This window comes from Scopulibacillus darangshiensis (assembly GCF_004341035.1).
Taxonomy (GTDB): Bacteria; Bacillota; Bacilli; order Bacillales; family Sporolactobacillaceae; genus Scopulibacillus; species Scopulibacillus darangshiensis.
In genome coordinates, this window is record NZ_SLXK01000004.1 from 173,355 (window position 1) to 199,216 (window position 25,862).

The 25,862-nt window shown below is 37.8% G+C and carries 19 protein-coding genes; 14 read left to right on the forward strand and 5 right to left on the reverse strand.

Annotated features, from left to right (window positions below; genetic code table 11):
* Positions 1-144: 144 nt before the first annotated feature.
* From EV207_RS05100 to murQ, 3 genes are read right to left on the reverse strand one after another with little or no spacing between them, the layout of a single operon-like run.
* Positions 145-999: a MurR/RpiR family transcriptional regulator gene (locus EV207_RS05100; protein WP_132744310.1), complete on the reverse strand. Its 855-nt coding sequence runs from the start codon at positions 997-999 to the stop codon at positions 145-147.
* Between the two features lie 34 nt (positions 1,000-1,033).
* A complete protein-coding gene (locus EV207_RS05105) occupies positions 1,034-1,945 on the reverse strand; it encodes a BadF/BadG/BcrA/BcrD ATPase family protein (protein WP_132744312.1) in 912 nt (303 codons plus the stop codon).
* Between the two features lie 4 nt (positions 1,946-1,949).
* On the reverse strand, positions 1,950-2,891 hold the full coding sequence (gene murQ / locus EV207_RS05110; protein ID WP_132744314.1) for an N-acetylmuramic acid 6-phosphate etherase: 942 nt from the start codon (positions 2,889-2,891) through the stop codon (positions 1,950-1,952).
* Positions 2,892-3,164: 273 nt separating this feature from the next.
* Between murQ and EV207_RS05115 the strand changes: the two genes are divergently transcribed.
* The 3 genes from EV207_RS05115 to EV207_RS05125 all read left to right on the forward strand — a co-directional run bounded on the left by EV207_RS05115 (position 3,165) and on the right by EV207_RS05125 (position 7,142).
* On the forward strand, positions 3,165-4,292 hold the full coding sequence (locus EV207_RS05115) for a CdaR family transcriptional regulator (RefSeq protein ID WP_132744316.1): 1,128 nt from the start codon (positions 3,165-3,167) through the stop codon (positions 4,290-4,292).
* 133 nt (positions 4,293-4,425) lie between these two features.
* Positions 4,426-5,838 carry a glycolate oxidase subunit GlcD gene (glcD, locus tag EV207_RS05120; protein ID WP_132744317.1) on the forward strand — a complete coding sequence of 471 codons (1,413 nt, stop codon included), beginning with the start codon at positions 4,426-4,428 and terminating at the stop codon, positions 5,836-5,838.
* Positions 5,835-7,142: a (Fe-S)-binding protein gene (locus EV207_RS05125; RefSeq protein ID WP_132744319.1), complete on the forward strand. Its 1,308-nt coding sequence runs from the start codon at positions 5,835-5,837 to the stop codon at positions 7,140-7,142. Before glcD ends, EV207_RS05125 begins: the two co-directional genes overlap by 4 nt.
* Positions 7,143-7,398: 256 nt before the next feature.
* Here the strand turns inward: EV207_RS05125 and EV207_RS05130 are convergent, their stop codons facing one another.
* On the reverse strand, positions 7,399-8,109 hold the full coding sequence (locus EV207_RS05130; protein ID WP_132744321.1) for a GntR family transcriptional regulator: 711 nt from the start codon (positions 8,107-8,109) through the stop codon (positions 7,399-7,401).
* A gap of 287 nt (positions 8,110-8,396) precedes the next feature.
* Here EV207_RS05130 and EV207_RS05135 point away from each other — a divergent pair, with 287 nt between their 5' ends.
* The 11 genes from EV207_RS05135 to EV207_RS23665 all read left to right on the forward strand — a co-directional run bounded on the left by EV207_RS05135 (position 8,397) and on the right by EV207_RS23665 (position 21,209).
* Entirely contained in the window at positions 8,397-9,848 is a 1,452-nt protein-coding gene (locus tag EV207_RS05135; RefSeq protein ID WP_424511349.1) for a glycoside hydrolase family 1 protein, read from the forward strand.
* Positions 9,849-9,922: 74 nt separating this feature from the next.
* Positions 9,923-11,323: a glycoside hydrolase family 1 protein gene (locus EV207_RS05140; protein WP_132744325.1), complete on the forward strand. Its 1,401-nt coding sequence runs from the start codon at positions 9,923-9,925 to the stop codon at positions 11,321-11,323.
* A gap of 19 nt (positions 11,324-11,342) precedes the next feature.
* On the forward strand, positions 11,343-13,796 hold the full coding sequence (locus EV207_RS05145; RefSeq protein WP_132744327.1) for a glycoside hydrolase family 38 N-terminal domain-containing protein: 2,454 nt from the start codon (positions 11,343-11,345) through the stop codon (positions 13,794-13,796).
* Positions 13,797-13,841: 45 nt separating this feature from the next.
* Complete coding sequence (locus EV207_RS05150) at positions 13,842-15,230, forward strand: PTS sugar transporter subunit IIC (RefSeq protein WP_132744329.1); 1,389 nt, start codon at positions 13,842-13,844, stop codon at positions 15,228-15,230.
* A gap of 35 nt (positions 15,231-15,265) precedes the next feature.
* The gene (locus EV207_RS05155) at positions 15,266-15,577 is read left to right on the forward strand and encodes a PTS sugar transporter subunit IIB (RefSeq protein ID WP_132744331.1); all 312 of its coding nucleotides are present in this window, start codon (positions 15,266-15,268) and stop codon (positions 15,575-15,577) included.
* Positions 15,578-15,683: 106 nt separating this feature from the next.
* On the forward strand, positions 15,684-16,910 hold the full coding sequence (locus EV207_RS05160) for a hypothetical protein (RefSeq protein ID WP_132744333.1): 1,227 nt from the start codon (positions 15,684-15,686) through the stop codon (positions 16,908-16,910).
* A gap of 54 nt (positions 16,911-16,964) precedes the next feature.
* Positions 16,965-17,291, forward strand: coding sequence for a PTS sugar transporter subunit IIA (locus EV207_RS05165; RefSeq protein ID WP_132744335.1), 327 nt, complete (start codon positions 16,965-16,967; stop codon positions 17,289-17,291).
* Positions 17,292-17,385: 94 nt separating this feature from the next.
* A complete protein-coding gene (locus tag EV207_RS05170; protein WP_132744337.1) occupies positions 17,386-18,270 on the forward strand; it encodes an ROK family protein in 885 nt (294 codons plus the stop codon).
* 68 nt (positions 18,271-18,338) lie between these two features.
* On the forward strand, positions 18,339-20,084 hold the full coding sequence (locus EV207_RS05175; protein ID WP_132744339.1) for a class I mannose-6-phosphate isomerase: 1,746 nt from the start codon (positions 18,339-18,341) through the stop codon (positions 20,082-20,084).
* A gap of 68 nt (positions 20,085-20,152) precedes the next feature.
* Positions 20,153-21,061 carry an ROK family protein gene (locus EV207_RS05180; protein ID WP_207902920.1) on the forward strand — a complete coding sequence of 303 codons (909 nt, stop codon included), beginning with the start codon at positions 20,153-20,155 and terminating at the stop codon, positions 21,059-21,061.
* A 25-nt stretch (positions 21,062-21,086) separates the two neighbouring features.
* Positions 21,087-21,209 (forward strand): hypothetical protein, encoded by a 123-nt coding sequence (locus EV207_RS23665; RefSeq protein WP_279389168.1) that lies wholly within the window; start codon positions 21,087-21,089, stop codon positions 21,207-21,209.
* Between the two features lie 134 nt (positions 21,210-21,343).
* On the opposite strand, the gene EV207_RS05185 is transcribed toward EV207_RS23665, so the two are convergent.
* Positions 21,344-25,516 (reverse strand): S8 family serine peptidase, encoded by a 4,173-nt coding sequence (locus EV207_RS05185; protein WP_132744341.1) that lies wholly within the window; start codon positions 25,514-25,516, stop codon positions 21,344-21,346.
* Positions 25,517-25,862: the final 346 nt, after the last annotated feature.

Sequence of the window (25,862 nt, forward strand, 5' to 3'; positions counted from 1 at the left end):
TCCATCTCTTTTCCGGAGATGGATACACCACCTTTCTGAAATTAATGGTCTGATTTATCGTATTAACAGATTATTTAATTAAAGCTTAAAATCAGTAAAGTCTCACTAGTCATTTAATGATGTTAATCATTTATCATTAATGAACTAATCCTTATATTTTCTAGGTGTAATCACTTCTCTTGACCTGTCCAGATATTCTTCGATGGCGGGATATTCAATGCTTGCGACCCCTGAAAAAAGAATATCAACAATAGTTAACTGAGCGATCAATGAACCCATGGCCCCGCTTCTAATTGTTGTTTCGGGGGAAGAGAGAAATAGTTTGATATCCGATAATCCACTTAACGTGTTTTTCCCAAACCTTGTTATAGAAATGACAATCGCTTTTCTATCTTTGGCAATATTCGCTATATCAACTGTTTCTTTTGTTTCACCTGAGTTTGATATAACCACTGCGACGTCTCCTTCTGATAAAGTGGCAGTGGTTATGGCTTGTAAATGATAATCAGGGTAAGAAAAAACGGTCCTATTGATCCTTAAAAACTTTTGCTGTGCATCCATTGCCACTATTCCAGATGCACCGACACCATAAAAAACGATCTTTTTAGCTTTGTGAATTGCTGAAATAGCGGCTTCAATATCTTTATCATTCAAAACACGCTGGGTATCATCGATAGACTTTATATTGTTGTAACAGACATTTTTTATGATTGTGTTAAGGGTATCTCCGGGCTTAATATCAGTATATTTATGCTCCTGTTGTTCTTGAGAGGCGAAATCCGATGCCAAATCAATTCTAAAGTCGCGAAATCCTTTATAATTCAAACGTTGACACATTCTAGTGATGGCGGTCTTGCTGGCATGACATTTAAGTGCAAGTTCCCCTATAGGGAGGTGTACTGCCTCTTCAGTATTATTAAGAATATAATGCGCTACTTTTCTTTCAGATTCACTAAGATGATGTAATTCTTCTTTAATTTTTAATAAACAACCTGCCATTTGTTATATCCCTCTCTCGTTTATGGAAGATGAGTTAAATTTCCTCTTTTGCCATTATAACAGCACCCCATGCAGCATCTCTTTTCATAGGGATAACCTGTATCAGTGGATGAGATCGGTTAACAAGTTGCGTAAAGGCTTGTCTTAGATATAGATTTTTATTAAGTGCTCCGCCGCCTGTAGATAATATCCCTTCAGATATTTCTAAATGGTTAAGAACAGTAACTGCACTCAAATATAATTCGTGGGCGGCGTATTTAATAATAGAATGAGCCGCCTCATCATGGTCTGAGCATGCCTCACTAGCTATTTCCGCTAAACTGGCTATCTCCTTTTTTCCAATATCATTTCTGTAAATATACTGGATTAACTCCTCTGGATGATGCACTTTTAATTTATTAAGAAGTAAGTTCTTCATTTCTGTTTTTGGGCCACGCCCATCAAAGCTTTTCATCACAGCAGTGACAACGCGTTTTCCTATATCATAGCCGCTTCCCTCATCACCTATGACATGTCCCCATCCGCCACATCTATAGGTTTGGCCTTTTTTGTTCCTGCCAAAGCAAATAGAACCTGTACCAGAAATAACCACAACACCTTCATTACCATCCACTCCGCCGTACAAAGCAGTTTCTACATCGTTGGTTACTATGATCTTTTTAGAAAAACCAATTTCTTTGAGAATAGCCCGTACTATTTCTTTCTCGGCAGGCCTACCAGCTCCAGCTGTTCCAATACATACGGAGATACACTGTGAAAGCTTTAATCCTGTCTTATTTAGAGATTCATAAACCAATTCTTGTAAAACAGATTTGATCTGATCAGCAGAAGTAGCATTAATATTTGATGGTCCACCTTCACAAACAGCTAAAAGGTTATCTTTTGAATCCACTAGTAAAAGACGGGATTTAGTGCCTCCACCATCAATACCTATAATGTACTCCATTGGTCTACTCCTTGCTTTTGGGATAGTCTTCAGGGGACTTTTCAAGATGGCCTTCAATTGCTTTTGAAATAGAACCTTCCGCGCTGGCTAGCAGCTTCTCAGCAATAACCTTTTCAGTCTTTGTTTTTGCCATCACAATAGCCGCCTTGGCGTTAAATTCAGCCATCTTTAGATAGTTCATTGCATCTTTTTGATCCAAATCTGTAGCATGCATAATAATACGCACTGAACGATCAGCCAATTTTGAATTGGAAGACTGCATATCAACCATTAAATTGCCATAAACTTTGCCCAATTTAATCATGACAGCAGTTGTAAGCATATTGAGTACTAATTTTTGTGACGTGCCTGACTTCATCCGCGTTGAACCCAAGATGACTTCTGGTCCCACAAGTGGTGTAATGTCTAAATCTGCTTCTTTTTTTAGTTCAGACAGACTATTGTTACTTAATCCAATTGTTAATGCCCCAACTTTTTTTGCCTCATTTACAGCAGCTAAAACAAAGGGTGTTCTGCCGCTTGCTGCTATACCTACAACAACATCTTTTTCCGTAATGTTATTTTCATAAATGGCGTTTCGACCCAAAGTTTCACTATCCTCAGCACCTTCTACTGCGGATTGGATCGCCTCAGTTCCACCAGCGATAATTCCTTGAACAAGTGAAGGGTCCACGCCAAAAGTCGGAGGGCATTCTGATGCATCAAGGATGCCCAAACGTCCACTCGTCCCTGCACCTATATAAAATATACGGCCTCCAGATTTTATCCGGTCTACAGTAGCATCAACAACTTGGGAAATATTATCCAACTGCTTTTGAACAGCTAAGGGGACTAAGCAATCCTCAGTGTTGATGATTTCAAGAATTTCTTTGGTGCTGGCAGTATCAATATTAATTGATTTTTGATTGACTTGTTCGGTTTCTAAGGTAAGAAAATTGTTACTCATTTTGGGTATCAACTCCAATTTTTGTCCTAGCTAGAATGTGTTACAAATCATATTTTAGATGCGCTTGCCACCATGGCTTATTAGTATAATAACATCAATCGGTCAAAAGTTTCAATATATTTTTAAATTGTAGAAACTTATTCCCGGATTTAGTATAATGGAGTCTAAGGAAGAATCGATAGAAAATTTGATTATCAGGTTGAAGGAAGGGTATGGTTTGTAATTCGGTGCTTGATTTCGTGATCAAAATATTAATTTAAAGGATGACGCGATGTGCGGCTGTTTCCAAAGCTTGCAGGGAAAATTGTGAATGAGGTGCAAAAAGTGATAAAAGAAGAAATTATCGTCGTCGATATAGATGGTTTCATAATCGCTTCCACCGAACAGAAAAGAATCGGGTCACCGCATGAAGGGGCACAAATAGTTCTCAGGACAAAAAAGAAACTCTATATTGACGAAACAATGACAGCACGACTTAAAGGCGTGAAAATGGGCATCAATATGCCAATAACGTTTGAGGGCCGTGTAGCGGGGGTGATTGGCTTAACCGGTGATCCGAAAGAAGTTGAGCCTTATGCAGAGCTAATCCGCCGGATGACCGAGCTAATCATTAGTGAAGCTAGCTTCGCCGAACAATTGGAATGGAGAACAAGGGGACTCGAATCATATTTTTACGAATGGGTAAATTTGACGAAGGTCGACCAAGACTTTATTGATAGAGGGCTCATGTTGGGAATTCCTCTTTATCAAAAACATTTATGCGGTCTTATTCAACTTCACAGTGAAAATCATGAACCATTGAAGTTTATCCATAGGGAAATGTTTGAATGGTTTCAGCGTTATTTTACAAGTGAAAACGACTACCTTGTACATTGGGGACAAGGACTTTTTTTCATACTGAAAAATATGGAAGGTTCTTTTTCTGAAGACTTTTTCCGAACTCAACTCGAGAAACTGAAACGGTTTGGTGAGCAAAAGTATGGTATACATTTGGCGGTTGGCGTAGGAAAGACTGTTGGAACGTCCCATATCCATCAATCTTATCGAGAAGCAAAAAAAGCGTTGAGGGTGGCAGAAAAAAGCAGGGCCATTATTTTTTACCGGGAACTCTCCATAGAGATTATTTTAGAAGAAGTCCCGATGGAAACACGAAATGAATTTTTAAATAGGACGATTGAGAAACTTGGCATTTATCCAGAACTAATCAAAACATTACAAACGTATTTCTCAAATAACCAGTCAGCGAAAAGTACAGCTGACGAAATGCATATCCACATTAATACGCTACATTATCGGCTAAAGCAAATTAAAGAATTAACAGGTATTGACCCAAAGGAATCGGAAGGGGGTGTCATCTTTTATTTAGCACTCCATTTTCTGCCCGGGAATAATCTTATATAGGGTTTGGAAGAACAATACGAATTTTTGTTTAACTATACAAAAGTTTAATCCAAAATTGGCTCATATTTGGTGACTCGCACATAGAAATCAGTGGGGTCCCCTTTTTACAATAGTAACAAGAGGAGGGGTCTCAGTGTTAGACTCAAATGTTAAAGAACTATTAATCGGCATTGTAGGTGAAGGAAATGTCAATGACTCCTCGGAGAGCAGGTTGGCTTATTCCTATGATGCGACGCCAAATTTTCAAAGTCTGCCTGATGCGGTCGTGATGCCAAACAGTACAGAGGAAGTCCGGAAAATTCTAAAAGTGTGTAACGATTGTCAAATTCCTGTTGTCCCACGAGGGTCAGGGACCAATCTTTGTGCAGGCACCTGTCCGACAGAAGGAGGGGTTGTTCTCGTTTTCAATAAGATGAACAGGATTTTGGAAATTGATGAAGAAAATCTCACAGTTACCGTTCAACCAGGTACGATCACTCAAGAAATGATTAAGGCGGTTGAAGAGAAAGGGTTATTTTATCCACCTGATCCAAGTTCGATGAAGATTTCGACGATTGGAGGAAATCTGAACGAAAACTCAGGTGGTTTAAGAGGGCTCAAATATGGTGTAACACGTGATTATGTATTAGGGATTCAAGTTGTGTTGCCAAACGGAAATGTCTTTCGAACAGGAGGGAAATTGGCAAAGGATGTTGCTGGTTATGATTTGACAAGGCTTTTTGTCGGTTCGGAAGGGACGCTCGGAGTTATAACGGAAGCAACATTAAAACTTGTTCCTATGCCAGAAACAAAAAAAACGATGCTTGCCATCTATGACGATATTGACGCTGCCGCTAAAACGGTTTCGAAAATTATTGCGAACAAAGTCATACCTGCCACTCTGGAATTTTTAGATCATCCGACACTTGAAGTTGTAGAAGATTTCGCAAAGATTGGACTGCCAACCTATGCAGAAGCTGTTTTATTAATCGAGCAAGATGGTGCCCTTGAAGTGGTCGAACGTGATATGGAAAAAATAATGCGCATTTGTGAAGAAGAACATGCGATATCGGTGGATGTGGCAAAATCGGATGAAGAAGCGGCCGCGCTGTGTACTGCAAGACGGTCAGCGTTATCGGCACTTGCCAGAATGAAGCCGACAACGATATTAGAAGATGCAACTGTCCCACGTTCGAAAGTTGCACAAATGGTCAAGGCCGTTAATGAAATTGCCGGGAAGTACGATGTGAAAATATGTACATTCGGTCATGCGGGTGATGGGAATTTACATCCTACTTGTATGACTGATGTCCGTGACAAAGATGAATTAAAACGAGTCGAAAAAGCGTTTGAAGAAATTTTTGCCAAAGCAATTGAATTGGGCGGAACGATAACAGGTGAACATGGAGTCGGAGAAATGAAATCCCCTTATCTTGAATGGAAGCTTGGCCGGGAAGGGATCGAAGCGATGCGAGGGCTTAAAGCTGCATTTGATCCGAACGGCATTATGAACCCCGGCAAAATGTTTGCAAAAGACAGCAGAAAAAGAGTGGTGGTCGGAGTATGAGTAAAACAACAATGCAGCAAGAGTTGAAAGAACGATTAGACTACGATGAATTAATGAACTGCATGCGCTGCGGCTTTTGTCTCCCTTCATGCCCGACCTATACACAAACAGATCTCAACGAACCCGCTTCACCTAGGGGACGAATAGCTTTAATGAAAGGGGTCGTCGATGGGTTAATTGAGCCAGATGAAGACTTTGAAAAGCAGCTTAACCTTTGCCTTGGCTGCAGAGCATGTGAACCTGTGTGTCCTTCAGGGGTTAAATACGGCCACCTTTTAGAAGAAGCAAGAGACGTTTTAGCCCAAAGGAAAAAGTATTCCTTACCGGTGAAAGTATTGCGGCGAGTTGTGTTTGATGAACTTTTTCCGAAAAAGGACCGGATGCGTCGCTTGAACGGTTTAATTTGGGCTTATCAGAAAAGCGGATTGCAGGGAGTGACGCAAAAAACGGGAGTATTAAAGGTTATATCCAGAAACTTAGCCGAAATGGAAAGCATTTTGCCCGACATCCCGTCGCCAAAACAAATGAAGAATCGCCCGATAGAAGTAAGAGCAAACGGAGAAGTGAAAAAGAAAGTCGCTTTTTTTTCTGGCTGTCTCATGGATACAATGTTCATGAAAACAAATGATGCGTCAATAGAACTTTTGCAATTGGCGGGATGTGATGTATGGATTCCCGAAACACAGAACTGCTGTGGAGCGTTGCATGCTCACAGTGGAGAAAAAGAGCAGGCAAAAAGGCTTGCGAAACGAAATATTGAAGCCTTTGAGATGGAGGGTGTCGATTATATTATTTCAAATGCCGGCGGGTGCGGGGCACTCCTAGTGGAATACGATCATTTGTTAAAAGATGAGCCAGAATGGAAGGAACGTTCCAGGAAGTTTGTTGAAAAAATGAAAGACATTTCAGAAGTTCTTGTTGAACTCGAATTCCATAAGAAAGATCTTTCCTTGCTACCACAAACTATTACTTACCAGGATTCGTGTCATTTACGAAATGTGATGGGTACGTCAGGTGCACCGCGTCAACTACTGAAGGCGATCAAAGGTGTTACCTATAAAGAAATGAAAGGTGCCGATCAATGCTGCGGCTCAGCAGGCGTTTATAACCTTGTTCAGCAAGACATGTCGATGCAAATTCTCGATGATAAGATGAGGCATGCAAAAGAAACTGAAGCACAAACCATTGTCACGGCAAATCCAGGTTGTCTCTTGCAGATGAAGTTAGGGGTTAAAAGAAAAGGCCTTGACCATAAAGTTAAAGCAGTGCACATTGTTGATGTGTTACTGGAAGCTGTTCATTGATTCCGGAGGCAGTACAACCGTTTTAGCGTAGTCAAGTAATCTCCTTTTCAAACCCATAGATTTTAGCGAAGAAGCTAGTTTTTTTAAATCTTTAATAGGCCCAGAAGAACCAACGTTGCTGGTTCTTCTGGGCCTAAAAGTTTTCTTAAGTTAAATGCCACTAAATTAAAGAAGCATAGTGAAATCCGTGTATAATGGATTCACTCTTTAGATGAACTGTTTTTCTTAAGATATGAAAATATAACTTGAATTATTATTAAAGTTTAACAGATACAGACTCGAATTTAAATTCATCATATCTATGACGGGATTTTGAATATTCAAAGATGCGGCCGTCATCAAGAAAGACAATTTGCTCAACCTCAGCAACAGGTTCAATGTCAGTTAATAATAGATACTCTTTATCAAGTTTTTTCGGCTTGTCCGCTCGTATTGTTTTATGAGCACTTTGAATCGTTAACCCAAGCTCTTCTTCAATATAATGATAAATGGATCCCTCCACATGTGAACGTTTAATCCCTGGTATAACATGGATTGGCATATACGTTTCTTCTAAAACATGTGGTCTTTCATTCACGTATCGGGCGCGAATAATTTTATAAACAAATTCATCATCTTCTAATTTTAATTTTTCGGTAATGATTTTATCCGCTTGAACAACCAAGAACTCGATAACTTTTGATGAAACCTTTTTGCCTGCTTGGCTTCTGCTGAAGCCGAACAAATGTCTGCTGGTAGATGTGAAATTACTGGAAGTGGGTTCTTTTACATAGGTGCCAGAACCTCGGCGTTTATGCAGAAGGCCTTCAAGTACGAGCATATCTACCGCCCTTTTTATCGTCATTTTACTGCATGAATAGTTTTGGGATAGTGTCTTCTCATCGGGTATTCTTTCATTTGGTTCGTATTCTTTAGAAAAAATTTTATTTCGTATATCTTCGTAAATGATTTTATACTTTTCTTTCAATTTAATTACCCTCCACTTTTACAAATTTAAATCTTCTATCTCTAATAACCGCATTCTATTTTTGCACATTCTTAAAATCCAGTATACCAAATAACCACTTAGATATATATATATTATTAAATTTGATATATATGTTTTATTTAAAGGTATAGACTTTTGTTTTAAAAATATATATAATATTTACAAAGCTTTTTGTAAGGGGTTTCTTAACAAAAGTCTATTGTTGCTGAATGATGGAAAAATATTTCGAGCAAAATCTTAACCGATAATTTTCTTATATTTTGAAAATGGAGGCGGGAATATTGCTTCATGAAAAATTAGATGATTTTCCTAAAAACTTCTTATGGGGATCTGCTTCAGCAGCCTACCAAGTGGAAGGTGCGCGGAATGAAGATGGTAAGGGTCCCTCGATCTGGGACGTGTTTTCTAAAATTCCAGGGAACACATTTCAGGGTACAAATGGTGATGTTGCAGTAGATCATTACCACCGTTTTAAAGAGGATGTAGCTCTAATGGCAGAAATGGGATTAAAGGCTTATCGTTTCTCAACTTCATGGACTCGGATTTATCCGGAAGGAAAAGGCACTGTAAATGAAATAGGTTTACAATTTTATGATGATTTAATTAATGAGTTGTTAAAATACAATATCAAACCAATTATTACACTTTATCATTGGGACATCCCGCAAGCGTTACAGGAATTATACGGCGGTTGGGAATCTAGGGAAATCATAGAGGATTTCAATAACTACTGCATAACGCTCTACAAGAGGTTCGGGGATCGAGTGAAATATTGGGTCACATTAAATGAACAAAATATTTTTATTGGCTCGGGGTATGCACTTGGTACACATCCACCAGGAGTGAAGGATCATAAGCGGATGTATGAGGCGAATCACAATGCTAATTTAGCAAATGCCATGGCGATCCAATCGTTTAGATTATATGTACCAGATGGAAATATCGGGCCAAGTTTTGCTTATAATCCCGCCTATTCGTTTACTTGTCATCCCGAAAATACTTTATCCTCCGAAAATGCTGAAGAGTTTGAAAGTCATTGGTGGCTCGATGTCTATTGTTTAGGAAAGTATCCTAGCATTGCTTGGAAGTATTTGAGCAAGCACAATTTAGCCCCAACGATCCTTGATGGTGATATGGAATTATTAGCTGATGGTACACCGGATTTTGTAGGATTTAATTATTATCGAACAAATACGTATGAGATAAATCCTTTAGATGGAGTTGGCGCTGCCCAAAAGAATACAACAGGAAAGAAAGGCCAGTCTAGAGAAGGCGGGATCCCAGGGTTATTTAAAACAAAACGGAATCCGCAATTAGAAACAACAAACTGGGATTGGGAAATAGACCCGATTGGACTAAGGGTTGGTCTCCGCAGAATTACTAGTCGTTATGGGTTACCTATATTAATTACGGAAAACGGTTTGGGAGAATACGACAAAATAGAAGAAAATGATGTCATAAATGATGACTATCGTATCGACTATTTACGCTCACATTTAGAACAATGCCAAGAGGCAATCACGGATGGTGTCAATTTATTAGGTTATTGTACTTGGTCCTTCACCGATCTATTAAGTTGGAAAAATGGATACCAAAAACGTTATGGTTTTGTCTATGTTAACCGTGATGAAACGGATGAAAAAGATCTACGCCGAATAAAGAAAAAAAGTTTTTATTGGTATAAAAATGTGATTCATACAAATGGACAAAAACTATAGAAAATGATTCATGGGATTCATTGTTTCCATTTTGGCGATAAATTGAGAAATAAAAAGTAGTTGGAGATGATTAAATGGCAAAGTTTTATAGATTTCCGAAAGATTTCTGGTGGGGAAGTGCAACATCGGCTGAGCAAACCGAAGGGAAAGGTAATACAGGTAAAGGTGTAACGAATTGGGAACATTGGTATGCCATTGAACCGAATCGCTTTTTTAATGGGGTAGGTCCTGAGATAACATCAGACTTTTTCAATCAATATAAAGAGGATATTAGGCTACTAAAGGAAACAGGGCATAATTCATTTCGTATGTCGATTTCGTGGAGTAGATTAATCCCTGACGGTTTCGGTGAAGTTAATGAGGCGGCAGTTGAATTTTACAACAATGTGATCAATGAATTAATTCAAAACAATATCAAACCATTTGTCGGGCTATTCCACTTTGATATGCCTTATATTATGCAAGAAAGAGGCGGTTGGGAAAGTCGGGAAGTGATCGATGCTTATGTTCATTATGCGAAGGTATGTTTTGAATTGTTTGGTGACAGAGTTGCCAATTGGTTTACCTTTAATGAACCGATCGTACCAGTTGAAGGCGGTTATTTATACGATTTTCATTATCCGAATATCGTTGATTTCAAACGAGCGGCCCAGGTTGCATTCGGAACAGTGTTAGCACATGCAAAAACGGTGAAAGCGTTTAAAAGGTTGAATTTACAATCAAAGATCGGTATTGTCTTAAACCTTACCCCTTCTTATCCAAGAGGTAATAATGAACATGATTTGAAGGCAGCCAATTATGCGGATCTATTTTTTAATCGCAGTTTTTTAGATCCTTGCGTGAAAGGGGCATATCCGCAAGAGTTGATTGAATTGTTAAAGGAGTATGATCAATTACCGGTATACACCGAAGAAGACCTGCAAATCATTAAAGAAAATACGGTTCAATTATTAGGGGTCAATTATTATCAACCACGAAGAGTAAAAGCGAAAATGTATAAGGCGAATGAGGAATCACCGTTTTTACCTGAATGGTTCTTTGATCCTTATGAAATGCCTGGGCGCAAAATTAATCCGCACAGAGGTTGGGAAATATACGAAAAAGGGATCTATGACATTTTAATTAATTTACGTGACAATTACAGAAACATCGAATGTTTCATTTCGGAGAACGGAATGGGTGTCGAAAACGAACAGCGTTTTATCGAAAATGGACAAGTCAATGACCATTACAGAATCCAATTTATTAAAGGGCATTTAAAGTATGTCCACCAAGCTTTAAAAGAAGGAAGCAATGTCAAGGGCTATCACTTATGGACAGCAATGGACAATTGGTCTTGGATGAATGGTTATAAAAATCGTTACGGTTTGATCAGAGTAGATCTGGATTCCATGGAAAGAAGCATTAAGAAAAGCGGGGAGTTCTTTCAAGAGCTTAATGACAATAATGGGTTTGAAATGATAAAGCGAAAATAAAAAATAGAGGAGGGATTATGTGAACAATCGGCAGCGACCTTATAAAATAAAATTAATTCAACACTCTCATTTAGACATTGGTTTTACCGATAGACAGGAAAAAATTAAGCAATTAAGTATAGATTTTCTAAAACAAGTCATTAGAATTAATGAAAAAATTGAATCAGGTGAAAGAAGAGATTGGAACGGCTTTAAATGGACATGTGAAGCATATTGGTCTGTAGAATCATTTTTGAAATCAGAGAGTAAAGAATGGATTGTACGACTGGAGCAGGCGATAAAAAAGGGCACAATTGAATTAACAGGTGATTATCTACATTTATCAGAGCTAATAGATGAGCAAGTATTAGTGTCTAAATTAAAGGCCTCAAGAGAGTACGCTGATTCAATGGGTGTAAAGGTAAACTCTTCAATGAACGTGGATATTAATGGGTGTAGTCAAGGTTATGGAAATGCTCTAGTGGATACGGGCATTGAAAACTTATTTACCTGTGTTCATACTCACCACGGCATGTACCCATTGAAGAGGCAAGAACCTTTTTGGTGGGAGATGCCAAATGGTAAACGTTTATTAGTTTGGAATGGTGATCATTATCATTTGGGCAATGATTTGGGAATCGAACCATTAGTCATGATTGAAAAGGAAGAGCAGGGAAATTTCGTCACAACGCCAGTATTACATGAGGACGTGCTAAAGGATGTATATAAACGAATAACTTCTTACGTTCAAGAATTGGAGAATCAAGAATATAAGTACAACTTTATACCTATCACTGTTTCAGGATTATACGGGGATAATTGTCCTCCCAATGGTCACATCATGGATTTTATCGAAGCTTGGAACGGCATGTATGGTGACGAAGTTTTCATTGAAATGACTACAGTTCATGATTTATTCGAAGAATTAAAAAATACAGACAAAGAAATTCCGACTTATAGTGGGGATTGGCCGGATTGGTGGTCTGATGGAGTTGGTTCTACACCAAAGAGTACAAAATTGTTCCGCGAAGCGCAGAGAAAGTTACGGGCAATAAACGGACTCAATACAGAAAATCAATATATTGAACAAAGCGAAATTGAAGAACTTGAAAACAACTTAATACTCTTTTCAGAACATACCTGGGGATCGGCATTGGCTAATGGTAAACCATGGTCATCTCTAGCTCAATCTCTACGTTTTCGAAAAGATATGTATGCGACTCAAGCACATGTAAGAGCGTGGAAGGCGTTAGATAAGATCCTTTATAAAAAAGGGGAAGTGCTTTTAAGTGTAAATCGTCCTCTAACATTTAAATTGATTAATCCAAACCCATTATCAGTAAAAGAAGTAGTAAAGCTGCCTGTCCTTAGAAAATGGCAAACAATCCTACTAAAGGATGGATTTAAAGTAGTAGAAAAAGGAAACGGAAATGATTTAGTTTATCAAACTGAAAATCTAGATTCTTCAGGGAAGAAGATTGAATTGTATGTAGAGCTAGAGTTCGCTCCTTATGAAGAAAAGATTATCGAACTAATGCCATGCAAACAAGAAAAATTAATTGCTTCTTTATCTCCTGTACCTAGGGACAAAGTGAATGACGTAGCAAAATTAAATACGAATAATCCAGTAGAAGCCAATATGTTCCGATTAGAAACACCTTTTGTAAAAATAGTATGGAAACAAGGCGATGGCATCGTTTCCTGGATCGACAAACAAGAAAAAAAGGAGTTATTACGTGGAGATCGTCTTTATAACGCGTTTACACCGATTTATGAAATAACGAAGAAGCGAGAAGGAGAAGATATCGGATCTGTCCGAAGGCATCTTGGCAGGAATAGAAAGGGATTTCATGTGGAGAGAGATCGCGGGAAGTTAACAAATGTGAAAGTGCTTTCTATCGGTCCACTATATGCTAAAGTAGAACTCCAGTATGAAATGGAAGGTGTTAGCTACTTTTCTTTAGTTTTAAAAGCATATGCAAATTCACCGCGTGTAGATGCTTCTATTCGAGTAAATAAGGATAGTGTGTGGGAACCGGAAAACGTATACATTTCACTCCCTTTTGCTGTAAATCAAGCAGTAGAAACGGAAACATGGTTTGAGAAAACGGGTGGATTGATTCGACCGAGAATCGATCAGTTGCCAGGGACTTGTGTAGATTTCTATTGTATCCAAGAAGGGTTAGCAATGACTTCAAATGACCAAGGATTAGTCATTTGTACACCTGATACACCACTTATTCAAATGGGGTCTTTAGATGCTAAGGAAGTGGTATTACACGGTGATACAGAACATATAAAGAATTCAGATTTGTTGTATTCATGGGCAATGAATAACATTTGGGAAACAAATTTCGGTATTGAGTTAGGCGGGTTTCATGAATTTTCCTATTCCGTTTTTTGGGGGGGAGAATATTGTTCTCCACAACATTCCATTGAAACTTGCCGCGGCTTGAATACAGGAATCGTCTCTTTTTATTACGAAGAAAATTAGTTTTTATTGCTTACAAAATTCATTAAAGTGGAGGGAGTGTGAGTAATGAAAGAAAATAACTATAAAAATGTGACATTCAAAGACAAAATGATGAATGTTGTTACAAAACTATCTGAGAATATTTATTTGACAACACTAAGAGATGCGTTTATTTCAACAGCACCGCTAACTATTTTGGCATCAATGTTTATCTTTTTCAACAATGTTATTTTAGATCCTGAAAATGGTTTGTTTAGCCTGTGGGATACTACAAAGACTATAATGGGAAAATATAGTGGGATAATGCGGCTTGGCGATATTATCACTAATGCGACATTAAACTTTTTGGCAGTATTTATCGCCTTTTTAATCGGTTATTATTTAGCGCAGAAAAAGGGGAAAGATGCCATTACAACTGCTATTGTCAGTGTTACATCATTAATTGTTTTTATGCCTTTAACTGTAGACATCGTTCCGGTTGGAATGAAGTCATCAGTAACGGTTAATGGGGTGTACACGACAACCTATACATCTGTTAGTGGCATGTTTGTGGCTATCATAGTAGCTATTTTGTCTGCAAATTTATTTATGTACTTCTCTAAATTTGGAAAGTTACAAGTAAAATTGCCGGATTCAGTCCCTGAAGTAGTATCAAGATCATTTATGTCCCTTATTCCTTATGCTATAACAGTGACAGCCGTTGGGCTTGTCGCATTTGGAATAAGTTTGTTAGATCAGGGAACATTGCTTGATATGATAAATGCGGTTATTGGAACACCATTAAGAGCACTTGTTTCAAATATATATGGAATCACAATATATCAAGTGCTTGTCAATTCCATGTTTATTTTCTTAGGTATTCACGGAGGTTTTATTACAGGCCCCGTGGATGCAATATTGCAACTTAACATTCTTGATAATATGCAAGCTATTCAAAAGGGTTTAGAACCAGTAAATATTATTTCTAATGATTTTATTTACGTAGTGACACAAATAGGGGGGTCAGGTAATTTACTTGGATTAATCATTGCCTTCTTTATTGTGGGAAGGATGAAATCCCATAAGATCATAGCAAAGATTGCCCTTGTACCGGCTCTTTTTAATATAAGCGAACCTTTGGTATTTGGCATCCCTTTAATATTAAACCCATTGTATTTAATTCCGTTTGCTCTCAATATTGTAGTTGGTCTATCAGTAGGGTATATTGCCACATTAATTGGCCTGGTAGACAAAATCTCGTATTTAACGCCGTGGACGACACCACAATTAATTAGGCCGATATTAGGATCAGGTGGAGATTTTAAATGGCTTATTGTTTCTATAGCGCTGTTAGTCATTTCGATACTCATTTATATCCCATTTGTTAGGTTAGATGAAAAAATTAAGCTAGCAAATCAAGAAAAGGATATAGAAAACAGGCATACGGAGTTGCTTTCTACAGCGGATGAACTTTAAATTTTTTATATATTAAAAAATGGAGTTGATATGTGATGATAAAAGTATTATTAGTTTGTAATGCCGGGGCATCTACAAGTATTGTAGCAAAAAAAATGAAAGATCAATTTAAAAGGATTGGTAAGGAAGCTGAGGTATGGGCCGTTCCGGTTGATCAAGCACAAACAGAACATCAAAAAGCAGACATTATTTTATTAGGGCCCCAAGTTCGTTATCAACTGGATAATATAAAAGAGATGGTTAATAACCAAATTCCAGTAAAAGTATTTAATCAACAGGACTATGCAACAGCAAATGCTGAGTCTATTGTAAACAAACTAATAACATTATTTGGAATCGAAAAATAAGGGTCAATAATGAACATGACTGTCTTTATAGAAGTCAGTCGTGTTTTTTTAAAGATACCCTATTTAAGGTTACGTAATTTGCACTCTTTATGGGAGTGAGGATTTAATGGGAATTTTCTGTGGTGCTAGCAAAAGTATTATTACCCCAAAAAATAAAGATAAACTAGTAATATATGATGATTTGTTCATACATTCTTTGATTGTGAAGAAGGGTAAGATAGGATTTTTATTTCTGACATTTGATTTATTAGGGGTAGATAGTGAATTTGTATCTAAAGTGAAAAAGGAAATTTTTGAAACATACGGGATTGAAGGTTCTAACGTCTTAATAAATGCCGTTCACGTGCATTCGTCTCCTGAGGGTTTTCCACAGCATATGAATAACGGTATTTTAACAGACCATTTATATAGAAATAAGGAGTATGAATTATTTCTAATACAAAAAGTATTAAAGATCATACAAGCAAGTTTTAATTCTTTAGAAAAAGTTCGCCTATATGTATCAAAAGGTGTATCAAAAAATTTGTATGGGAACCGCATTTGCAAAGAAGATTTATATGATAACGATTTATATGTTCTTCGTTTTGTTACAAAGCTAGGGAGAACAAAAGCAATACTAATTAATCTTGCATGTCACCCTACAGTAATAAATGATCAATCTTGCATTACAGCAGATTTAATAGGTTATATGCGTGACTATCTTTCTATTCAACTAGATGGCTGTTTTATAAGTGTTTTAAACGGGGCAGCTGGAGACATAAGTACAAGATTTAATAGAAAGGAAAGAAGCATAAAAGAAGCGAAAAGAATTGGTGAAAAGCTTGCACAACAAATTATATATATATTAAAAAAAAGGTCAGAAGAGGTATTTATAGACGAAATAAAACGTTATGACATATTTTTTTCTTTCCAAAGAAGAGATGACTTGAAAGACATGTTAGAAAAGAAAATAACTGATATCAGTACTTTTATTCCTATATCTAATAAAAATGAATCTCAGGAATTAAAAGAGTACTTGAGATTATTAGAAAGAATAAAAAAGCCAAGTATCAGTCCTTATTTCCGTACAATAAAAATGGTGTGTAGTGTAATAAATTTTGGTGATGTGCAGTTGATTGCTATTCCGGGAGAGATATTTTCAAAAACGGGAATGTTGTTAAAAAGTATAAACAAAAACAAGTTAACATTCATTATTGGATATGCAGAAGATTACCAAGGATATATCTTACCAAAAGATAAACATAAAGATGATATATATGAAAACTTTGTTTCTTTGTTTCCTAAAGAAGCGGAGGGAATCCTTATTAAAAAATTAAGTGATTATTTGTTTTGACGAAAAGTTTGAAAGTATCTTGTTTGTTAAAAAACTACTTTATGGGGGGAGAATATGAAAGGTTTAGAATTGGCTTCATTTCAAATAATTAGTTCTGTCGGTACTGCTAAATCACTTATAATGGAAGCTTTATGTCTAGCTAATGAAAAAAAATATGATGAAGCGGAAACGAAGATTACTGAAGCAAATAAGCAACTTTTAGAAGGTCACCATGGGCATGTGGATCTTATACAAAAAGAAGCAAACGGAGAGGAAGTACCTTTTTCTTTATTATTTATGCATGCAGAAGATCAGTTAATGACGGCCATGACCTTACGAGATTTGGCAAAGGAAATGATAAAAATGTATAAATTGATTCATCTAAAGGGCGAAAATCTATAAAAAGCCTACCTCAATAAATAAACGGGTCACGTTTTTAAAAACGTGGCTTTCTATTTATGGCTTAATAATAGTGTTAATAAAGAAAGGTGACAGCATGTTAATAGGAGCGATAGAAGCAGGTGGAACAAAGTTTGTTTGTGGAATTGGTGATGAGAATGGGTGTATATATGACAAAATTATATTTCCCACAACAACTCCTGACGAGGTATTAGACAAGATTGTTACCTATTTTTCTGAAGAGAACATAAAAGCTATTGGTGTTGGTACATTTGGGCCATTAGACCTTAATGTAAATAGTCCAACTTATGGGTACATCACTTCAACCCCAAAATATTTTTGGCAAGATACAAATATTGTTGGGATGTTAAAGGAACATTTTTCAATGCCTATAGGATTTGATACAGATGTAAATGCAGCAGCGTTAGGTGAACAAACCTGGGGAGCAGCAACAGGGATTGATAGTTGTATCTACATGACAGTAGGAACAGGTATAGGCGTAGGTGCGATTGTAAATGGAGAACTGCTGCATGGACTCATTCATCCTGATATGGGACATGTCTTTATAAAACGCCATCCAGATGACCTCTTTCCAGGTGTTTGTCCTTTTCATAAGGATTGTCTAGAAGGATTGGCATCCGGGCAAGCGATAGAGCAAAGATGGATGAAAAAGGGACAAGAGTTGACGGCAAAAGAAGAGGTATGGGAACTAGAGGCTTATTATCTTGCACAGGGGATTGCTAACTTTATTTTAACGCTTTCTCCCAAAAAGGTGATTGTTGGAGGCGGGGTAGCCTCTCAGCAGAAATTGCTTCCACTCATTAGGAAGAATGTACAGAATTTATTAAATGGTTATGTTAAGCATGAATTAATACTTAAAAATATTAGAGAGTACATTGCCACGCCTAAGTTAGGAAGCGATGCAGGAATTTGTGGTTCATTGGTACTTGCCAGAACAGCTTTTTTTCATGCTGAAAAATGAGCTATGGATCTTGTTGTTCCGATTCTTAGGTTGCTTTTTGCTAAATTATAGCAGAGGAGAATGATGAAATGGCCACATATAATAAATTTCCTGAAATAGAAGTAAGCGACTATGATCAATGTGCTTTGCAAGGATACAAAGATATCGTTAGAGCGTTAAAAAGAAAAGCCTCTTCGCTTTACGATAAAAGAATTTTGGTGATTGACTGCTATCCGGGTGTTCGTTACGAGGAGATTAAGAAAGATTTAATCAATCCTCTTAATCCTAAGACCGTCATTTTTTCAGACGATATTTTTTATTCTGGTGATAAAATCACTGAGATGATTCAACGGAATTTAACAGATGACAGGGTATTTGGAGTGTTGTCTTGTCACCAGCTTACTGAGTTTATTGATCATAACAAGCTTGTACAAGTAAAGAACTTAATTGACAACCAAAAGGAAGGGTTAATTGTTGTCTATGGCGTGGGAGCTTCTTTGATTTCAGAAGGTGATATCCTGATTTATGCCGATTTAGCCCGGTGGGAAATTCAACAAAGGTTTCGTTCAGGAGAGTTACCGAACTGGAAAATGAACAATTACAATGAAGATATTTTGCGAAAGTATAAAAGAGGCTTCTTCTTTGAATGGAGAATCGCTGACCGGCATAAAAAACAGCTGTATAAAAAATTAGACTTTTTATTGGATACGAATGAAAAAGAAAACCCGAAATTTATCACGAAGGAAGCCTATCTTGAAGGTCTTAAACAAGTGTCACAGCGACCTTTCAGACTCGTTCCGTATTTTGATCCGGGAGTATGGGGAGGTCAATGGATGAAGGAAGTATGTGGTTTAGACCCGAATGTCGAGAATTATGCTTGGAGCTTTGATGGGGTGCCCGAAGAAAACAGTATCTATTTGCGATACGGGAAAGTTCGTGTTGAAATACCTTCTATTAATGTTGTGTTTAAGCATCCTATAGAATTACTTGGCAATAAAGTTCATGCAAGATTTGGAGATGAATTTCCAATACGCTTTGATTTTTTAGATACAATGGGAGGACAAAATTTAAGCTTGCAAGTTCACCCTTTAACAGAATATATACAAGAGCATTTTGGAATGCAGTATACACAAGATGAAAGCTACTATTTATTAGACTCGAAAGAAGATGCTGTTGTATATCTTGGTGTAAAGAAAGATATTGATCCGTTTGAAATGATGAATGACTTACGAGAAGCAGAAAAAGGTGAACTTCCTTTCCCAGATGATAAATATATTAATAAGGTTCAAGCTGAAAAGCATGATCATTTCTTAATTCCAGCTGGTACGATTCATTGTTCTGGAAAAAATGTAATGGTATTAGAAATAAGTGCAACACCTTATATTTTTACCTTTAAATTATGGGATTGGGGAAGAGTGGGAATGGATGGATTGCCAAGACCCGTTCATATTGACCATGGAGAAAGGGTGATTCAATGGGATCGTGATGCAAAATGGGTCGAGGAAAACTTAATCAATCGAGTAGAAGGCATTGCTGAGGGTGATGGTTGGAGAGAAGAACTAACAGGACTGCATGAAAGGGAATTTATTGAAACACGGCGTCACTGGTTCTTTAAACCCGTTCTTCATTCTACCCATAACAGCGTAAATGTCTTGAATTTAGTAGAAGGAGAAGAAGCAATTGTTGAAAGCCCGACAGGGGATTTTTCTCCATTTGTTATTCGATATGCCGAAACGTTCATTATTCCAGAATGTGTAAAAGAGTATACAATTAGACCTTATGGAAATTCCGAAGGAAAGGAAATTGCCACAATTAAGGCCTTTGTTAGGGTGTAATAAACGATATTGGTATAAAGATTTTATTACGGGTATTGAAGATAAATAGGAAAAGGAAGGTACGGATCATGAACTACATGGCGTTTGATATTGGTGGAACCAATGTCAAATATGGGGTTGTGGATAACAGTGGAAATATTGTTAAAAAAGGAAGCTTCCCAACCCCAAAAGCAGGTATAGATGTACTAGTTGTATCAATTGCGGCTATAACAAAGAAATTACAACAACTATATAACATTGATGGAATCGCTCTTAGCGCTCCGGGGGCAGTTAATAATGAAACGGGTTTTATAGAAGGAACGAGTGCCTTGCCTTATTTACATGGTCCAAACATTCGTGAACATATTGAAAAGACTACAAGGTTTAACGTAATTATGGAAAATGACGCAAACTGCGCGGCATTGGCGGAAGTATGGAACGGTGTGGCAAAGCATGCGAAGGATGTCTTATTTATTGTTTGTGGAACTGGAATCGGTGGAGCCGTAATAAAAGATCGAGTTCTGCATACGGGAAGTCATCTTCACGGCGGGGAGTTCGGATACATGTTGGTCGAGCAAGATTATCAGACAAAACGCTTTGTTAGATGGTCAAAGAAAGGGTCGACGAAAAGTCTCGTAAGTAAGGTTGTATCTTTGAAGAAAAGTAAGGAAGAGAATTGGAATGGGGAAAAAGTCTTCCAATATGCAGAAAATGGGGATGCGGATTGCCAAGTTGCGATTGATGAATTTTTTGAAACTATGGCAACAGGCATCTATAACCTACAGTATATGTATGACCCTGATATGATTGTCATTGGCGGAGCAATTAGTTTCCGTGATGATATTGTATCTCGTATTTATGAAAAGTTAGATATTTTAATAGAAAACGTTGATGTTTCACCGGTTTATCCAAATGTACAAAAATGCAAATATTCAAACGACGCAAACTTATTAGGTGCTGTATATAATTATTTAACGATTAAAGAGTTTTTACTCTAGCGAATTACAATCGCAGGATACCAGTATGATTAGTATCAATGGTAGAATCGTAAATGTTTCTGCTGCAGAAATGGTCTTAGAAGAACTTAAAGAAGAAAAAACAATGTTCGAGCTTTATCGGAAAATGGGATTCAAACAATTCCAGTGAAATAAAATGGCAGAGAAACCTTAAAGGGTTCAGAAAAGGCTGCACAAGGAGCAATAGCTATGGGCTATTGCTCCTTGCTGTTGCTTACATACTTCTTTTCAACATGCAGTTAACTTAAATGCTATTTAACTGGACTATTCTAACTCCTTTTTAATGCTTTGTAATGTCTTGCCCCTGAATTTCTTCCTTGGTTTCGGAGTGTTGTTTGCTTCTGGATTGCTGAACAAGAAGTTCTGTTCCACAAATGCGAAATCCTTCATGTCGACTTTTCCATCAAAATTAATATCTGCGTTTCGGTCATTCTTACCCCAGTATTTTTCGATGGCAATAGCGTCCCGGATATCAATGACCTCGTCGCCATTTACATCGCCAGCATAGGATGGTCTAACATCAACAGTCCTGAAAGAAGTACCAATCCATTTACCATGAAATTCGCGCCCAATTTTGACTGTCTTAGCAGCAGAGGTATGCCCCGGGATTTTTGCTTCAATTGTTAAGGTTTTACTTGTTAACGGCACATGATCGACAACAAAACTATTTTGTGTATTTGATCCAGTTAGAGCCGCACGGAAATAGCCTTTAAATTCCTTGCCTGACTGATCTGTTACTTTTATATCCGTGCCTGATTTACCCATGTCCCGTGTGTTCGCCTTAATTGCTTGCGGGTTTAAATTGAATGTTTCTGTTGAGTAACTAGGAACAATATTAACGATCTGCCCTGCATCAGAGGGTACATTTATCTCTTTCTTATTTTTTGTAACGGCCGTTGCATCAAGTACTCGTACACCTGCTAGAAATGAACCGATTGGTGCTTTTTCGCCCGCCTTTAGGGATACATCAAGCAGCGGTACATCTCCATTGATTTTTTTGCCTTTTACTTTTAAGGACACGGTAATAAAAGAATATAAAGCATCCTTTCCGCTATCCTCAGTTGTAATCGTTACTTTCCCTAACTTTTTAAGCTTTTTAGTAGGCTTGATATCTACTAAGCCTAAGTATCTTGTAGGGTACGAAATTCTGAATGTCCCACCGGTCCACTTTCTTGCATGCTTAACGGACACGGTGTTGTGGTAGGTCTCATTATAGTTGATCGTTTTTTTATTTGCAGTTGTTTGCAGATATGTTGTCCCTCGTTCTACAAAGGTAATGATTGGTGCCTCACTATATAACCCATTGCCTGCGCGGTCTTGACCAAGAATTCTCACTTGTTTGACCGGTTGGTCCAGTGGAATATCCCAGCTGAAATGTCCATTTTTCTCTACTCCTATATAGGCTAGCGGGAATAATTCTGGCTGATTTGGAACAATCGAATTCCTATAACGATAGACCGTCATATCGTTTTTGGATGAATCCATTTCGATTCCAGCTTCTTGAATAGCCTTCATTTCGGGATCCAGAATGGTGCCTGAAAGGGGATATGTTTTTTGTCCCTTTTTGTATTCAATGACTTTAGACTGCTGCATATCTAAATTCAGCTTAGGCTTGTTATTATCAATATAAATATCCACGGACTTAGAAAATGTTTTTCCTGACTTTCCTGTAGCTACTAATTTAATTTTATAGTGCCCAGGAGGTGCCGTCACTGTATCATCGGAAATTGGCATCTTAGAATTGCCCGTAAACGGGTAGTATTTTCCATATCCAAAGATAGGCGCCATTTGCATATAATACCCTTCGAAGTTATTGGATACATCCGCTCCTGCAATATAGCCAAGCTCATGGCCATCATTACCATCGGCTAAAAACGCATCAACTCTTTGCATAGGGGCACTTAGTTTAAATACAACATTCGTACCTTTAACTTGGATTGGTGCATACTGCTCAAATCTTTCACTGTCACTCATTACAGGCAACGTTGTTTGTAATTCCTTAATTCCTTCTGCTTGATAACGGAAGGCAAATGGCACCTGGTACGAGTCTTTTGGGTCTTTATGATTGGTAAAGGTGATGTACCCTTCATAAACCCCTTTTTGGGCTTTGCGTGGGATAATAAGGGATACCTTAGTTTCTGTTTCATTTGATGCACCGATTTTTACTGTGGCGTTAGTAGTTAACTTAACACCATTTTTCTTAGCGTTTCGTGATTCTTTTAAGCTTTGTTTATAATTGACCTTCACATCATAAGTTTGTGTTGTTTTTGATTTATTTTTAAGAGTCAGCAGTTCAGTCTCCCTGTACTTTTTGCCGTAGTCAACAAATGATCCCAGGCTTAGTGCGCCTGTAAGATTCACGATATCAATGGGTTGATCTTGGTTGTCAAACATTGCTGTGGTATCATGAACTTCGATCTCTAATTTAGAATGGATGGCTTCAACGGGGTCAACACGGCCCGCTCCTACCTCATAGACACTATAATCCTCTTGTAATGGATCTGCTGTATTCATGATCGTTGCCTTTATATCAGCCGGTGTGAGTGTTGGATCAGCCTGCTTCAATAAAGCAGCAATACCTGCCACATGAGGTGTTGCCATAGATGTGCCGTTTAGACGTTCATAAGCATTTTTGTAATTTCCTATATTGTCTTCCCCTTGCATGTAAGACGGCACAGTGGACATGATTGATACGCCAGGTGCTGTGACTTCCGGCTTAATATCATACGTGCCGGCAACAGGCCCGCGGGAGGAGAATGACGCGAGGTGATCACCTTCTGTTTTGGTTTGTCCCATGTCATCAAATGAGAAGGTTGCTGCATCTTCTGCTGCTTTTTCCACAAGCTCTTTCCCCTGTTCATTTGTAACACTAAATGTTGGGATAAAATCTTTTCCTTCCCCCAAATAAGCTTGGATGAAACCTTCTTCCGCATTATTGTTCCAAATAATAACCGCTGCTGCACCTTGTTTTTTGGCATTTTCAATCTTTTCATTAAGTGTGATGTTACCCCGCTCAATAAGAGCGATTTTGCCTTTTACATCTTTCCCCTTATAATCCGATACATCTCCATGACCGATATCTACAATGGGAAGATCCTTACCTTTCAAAGCGTTAATATCATCATCGTAGCCCTTTGCTAGTAATTGTAAATCAGCAGCTGCACTGTCTTTACCAGCATGTAGTGTTCCTTTAGAAGTTATGATTGTAATAGGTACATCACTTGCGCCTACTGTAAGGGCCAATGCAGCACCCCCAGGATTCCCTACAGTGTATGGATTGCTCCCTGAGTTTCCTGCCGCCACTACTGCAGTCACGCCACTTAGTACCGCATTATTGATCGCTATACCTGATGGTGAGAGAGGATCATTTACACTCGCTCCTAGAGAAAGGTTTATCACGTCCATTTTATCCGCTACTGCCTTGTCAATTCCGGCGATTATTTGGCTGAATGGTGCTGTTCCGTATGGACCGAGAACACGATAGACATACAAATCTGCATCAGGTGCAATGCCCATTGTTTTATATTTAGAATCATTCTTATGTTGGCCAACGATGGTTCCGGAAACGTGGGTGCCGTGATACGTATAGTATGTGTTACCTCCGCTTTTTTCTGGACGTCCGGACTTTCTCCAATCTTCATAAGTTGTTTCCATTGGGTCATTATCGTTATCTACAAAATCATAGCCTCCTTTATAAGCCCCTTTGATATCTGGATGATTATAGTCGACACCCGTATCAAGAACGCCAACTTTTACCCCTTTGCCAGTAAACCCTTCTTCGTGCAGCTTATCTATACCCAAAAAGGAATTGCTTTCTGACATGCCTTCTGATGAAGATACGCTTGAATCCATTGCTTTATCATTTGGTTTTGGGTCATCTAATTTAACAGTGCCGTTACTCCAAACTGCTTGTACAACATCTGACTTAAGAAGCTTTTTTACCTTATTTGCAGGAAGCGTCATGGCCACGCCATTAAAGGCATGTTTATATTCATTTTTAATCTTAAAGGTTGTTGTTCGACGTTTTCTATCTTCTTTAAATATGGCCGCTAGATCTTTCTTGAAACTCTCGTGAGATTGGGCTACTTTGTCTTTTGCCTGACTGGCAGATAAGCTTTTTCCCTTTAATTTTGCATGTACAACTGCGACGCTTTGTGGCTGTTGTTTAAATTGCACAATAACCGAAATTTCCTTTTCACTTGAGGTGTCCACATCGGGATCAAGTTGCAGGCCACTTGCCTGTTTCACATCCAGCTTATGAAGGGAGTTAAGTTGCTTGGGTGTCAGGGAAGCTAAAATGGATTCAGCGGATGGATGGGTTTTCGCTTTTGCTTGTTGTAAACTAGTTTGAAAGCTATCAGACCCATTGAATAGTAACCCTAAAAGAAGGACGATGATTGTAAATCCAATGGTATTCCTTACAAACTTCTTTTTCATTCGATTACCTCTCTTTCCTTGTTAAAATAATAAAACGATTAAATGCTGTTTCTGAGTCCTACATTACCCCTCCTTAACAAGAAATTTAATAAACTATGTTGAATTATATCAGACTAGTTCGAAATTTTTACATTTTTAACTGTTTTCCCAAATGTATTAGAATGTAATAGGAGATTGGAAGGCTATAAATGGTCAAAATTATCATTTGATAGTAATTAATACCCATGTATTTTTTGTGGTGCGTTTTTTTTCTTAGACGGCACAACTAGCACAATAGACTAGTTGTGCCCGTTCCATTTGCTTTCAATGTTGCTCAAATATGTACCTGGGTCTTGTTTAAATCTTC

Coding starts and splice junctions, on each gene's coding strand:
- EV207_RS05100 (WP_132744310.1), bottom strand. CDS start 999: ATGGCAGGTTGTTTATTAAAAATTAAAGAAGAATTACATCATCTTAGT.
- EV207_RS05105 (WP_132744312.1), bottom strand. CDS start 1,945: ATGGAGTACATTATAGGTATTGATGGTGGAGGCACTAAATCCCGTCTT.
- murQ (WP_132744314.1), bottom strand. CDS start 2,891: ATGAGTAACAATTTTCTTACCTTAGAAACCGAACAAGTCAATCAAAAA.
- EV207_RS05125 (WP_132744319.1), top strand. CDS start 5,835: ATGAGTAAAACAACAATGCAGCAAGAGTTGAAAGAACGATTAGACTAC.
- EV207_RS05135 (WP_424511349.1), top strand. CDS start 8,397: ATGGAGGCGGGAATATTGCTTCATGAAAAATTAGATGATTTTCCTAAA.
- EV207_RS05140 (WP_132744325.1), top strand. CDS start 9,923: ATGGCAAAGTTTTATAGATTTCCGAAAGATTTCTGGTGGGGAAGTGCA.
- EV207_RS05150 (WP_132744329.1), top strand. CDS start 13,842: ATGAAAGAAAATAACTATAAAAATGTGACATTCAAAGACAAAATGATG.
- EV207_RS05155 (WP_132744331.1), top strand. CDS start 15,266: ATGATAAAAGTATTATTAGTTTGTAATGCCGGGGCATCTACAAGTATT.
- EV207_RS05160 (WP_132744333.1), top strand. CDS start 15,684: ATGGGAATTTTCTGTGGTGCTAGCAAAAGTATTATTACCCCAAAAAAT.
- EV207_RS05165 (WP_132744335.1), top strand. CDS start 16,965: ATGAAAGGTTTAGAATTGGCTTCATTTCAAATAATTAGTTCTGTCGGT.
- EV207_RS05170 (WP_132744337.1), top strand. CDS start 17,386: ATGTTAATAGGAGCGATAGAAGCAGGTGGAACAAAGTTTGTTTGTGGA.
- EV207_RS05175 (WP_132744339.1), top strand. CDS start 18,339: ATGGCCACATATAATAAATTTCCTGAAATAGAAGTAAGCGACTATGAT.
- EV207_RS05180 (WP_207902920.1), top strand. CDS start 20,153: ATGAACTACATGGCGTTTGATATTGGTGGAACCAATGTCAAATATGGG.
- EV207_RS23665 (WP_279389168.1), top strand. CDS start 21,087: ATGATTAGTATCAATGGTAGAATCGTAAATGTTTCTGCTGCAGAAATG.
- EV207_RS05185 (WP_132744341.1), bottom strand. CDS start 25,516: ATGAAAAAGAAGTTTGTAAGGAATACCATTGGATTTACAATCATCGTC.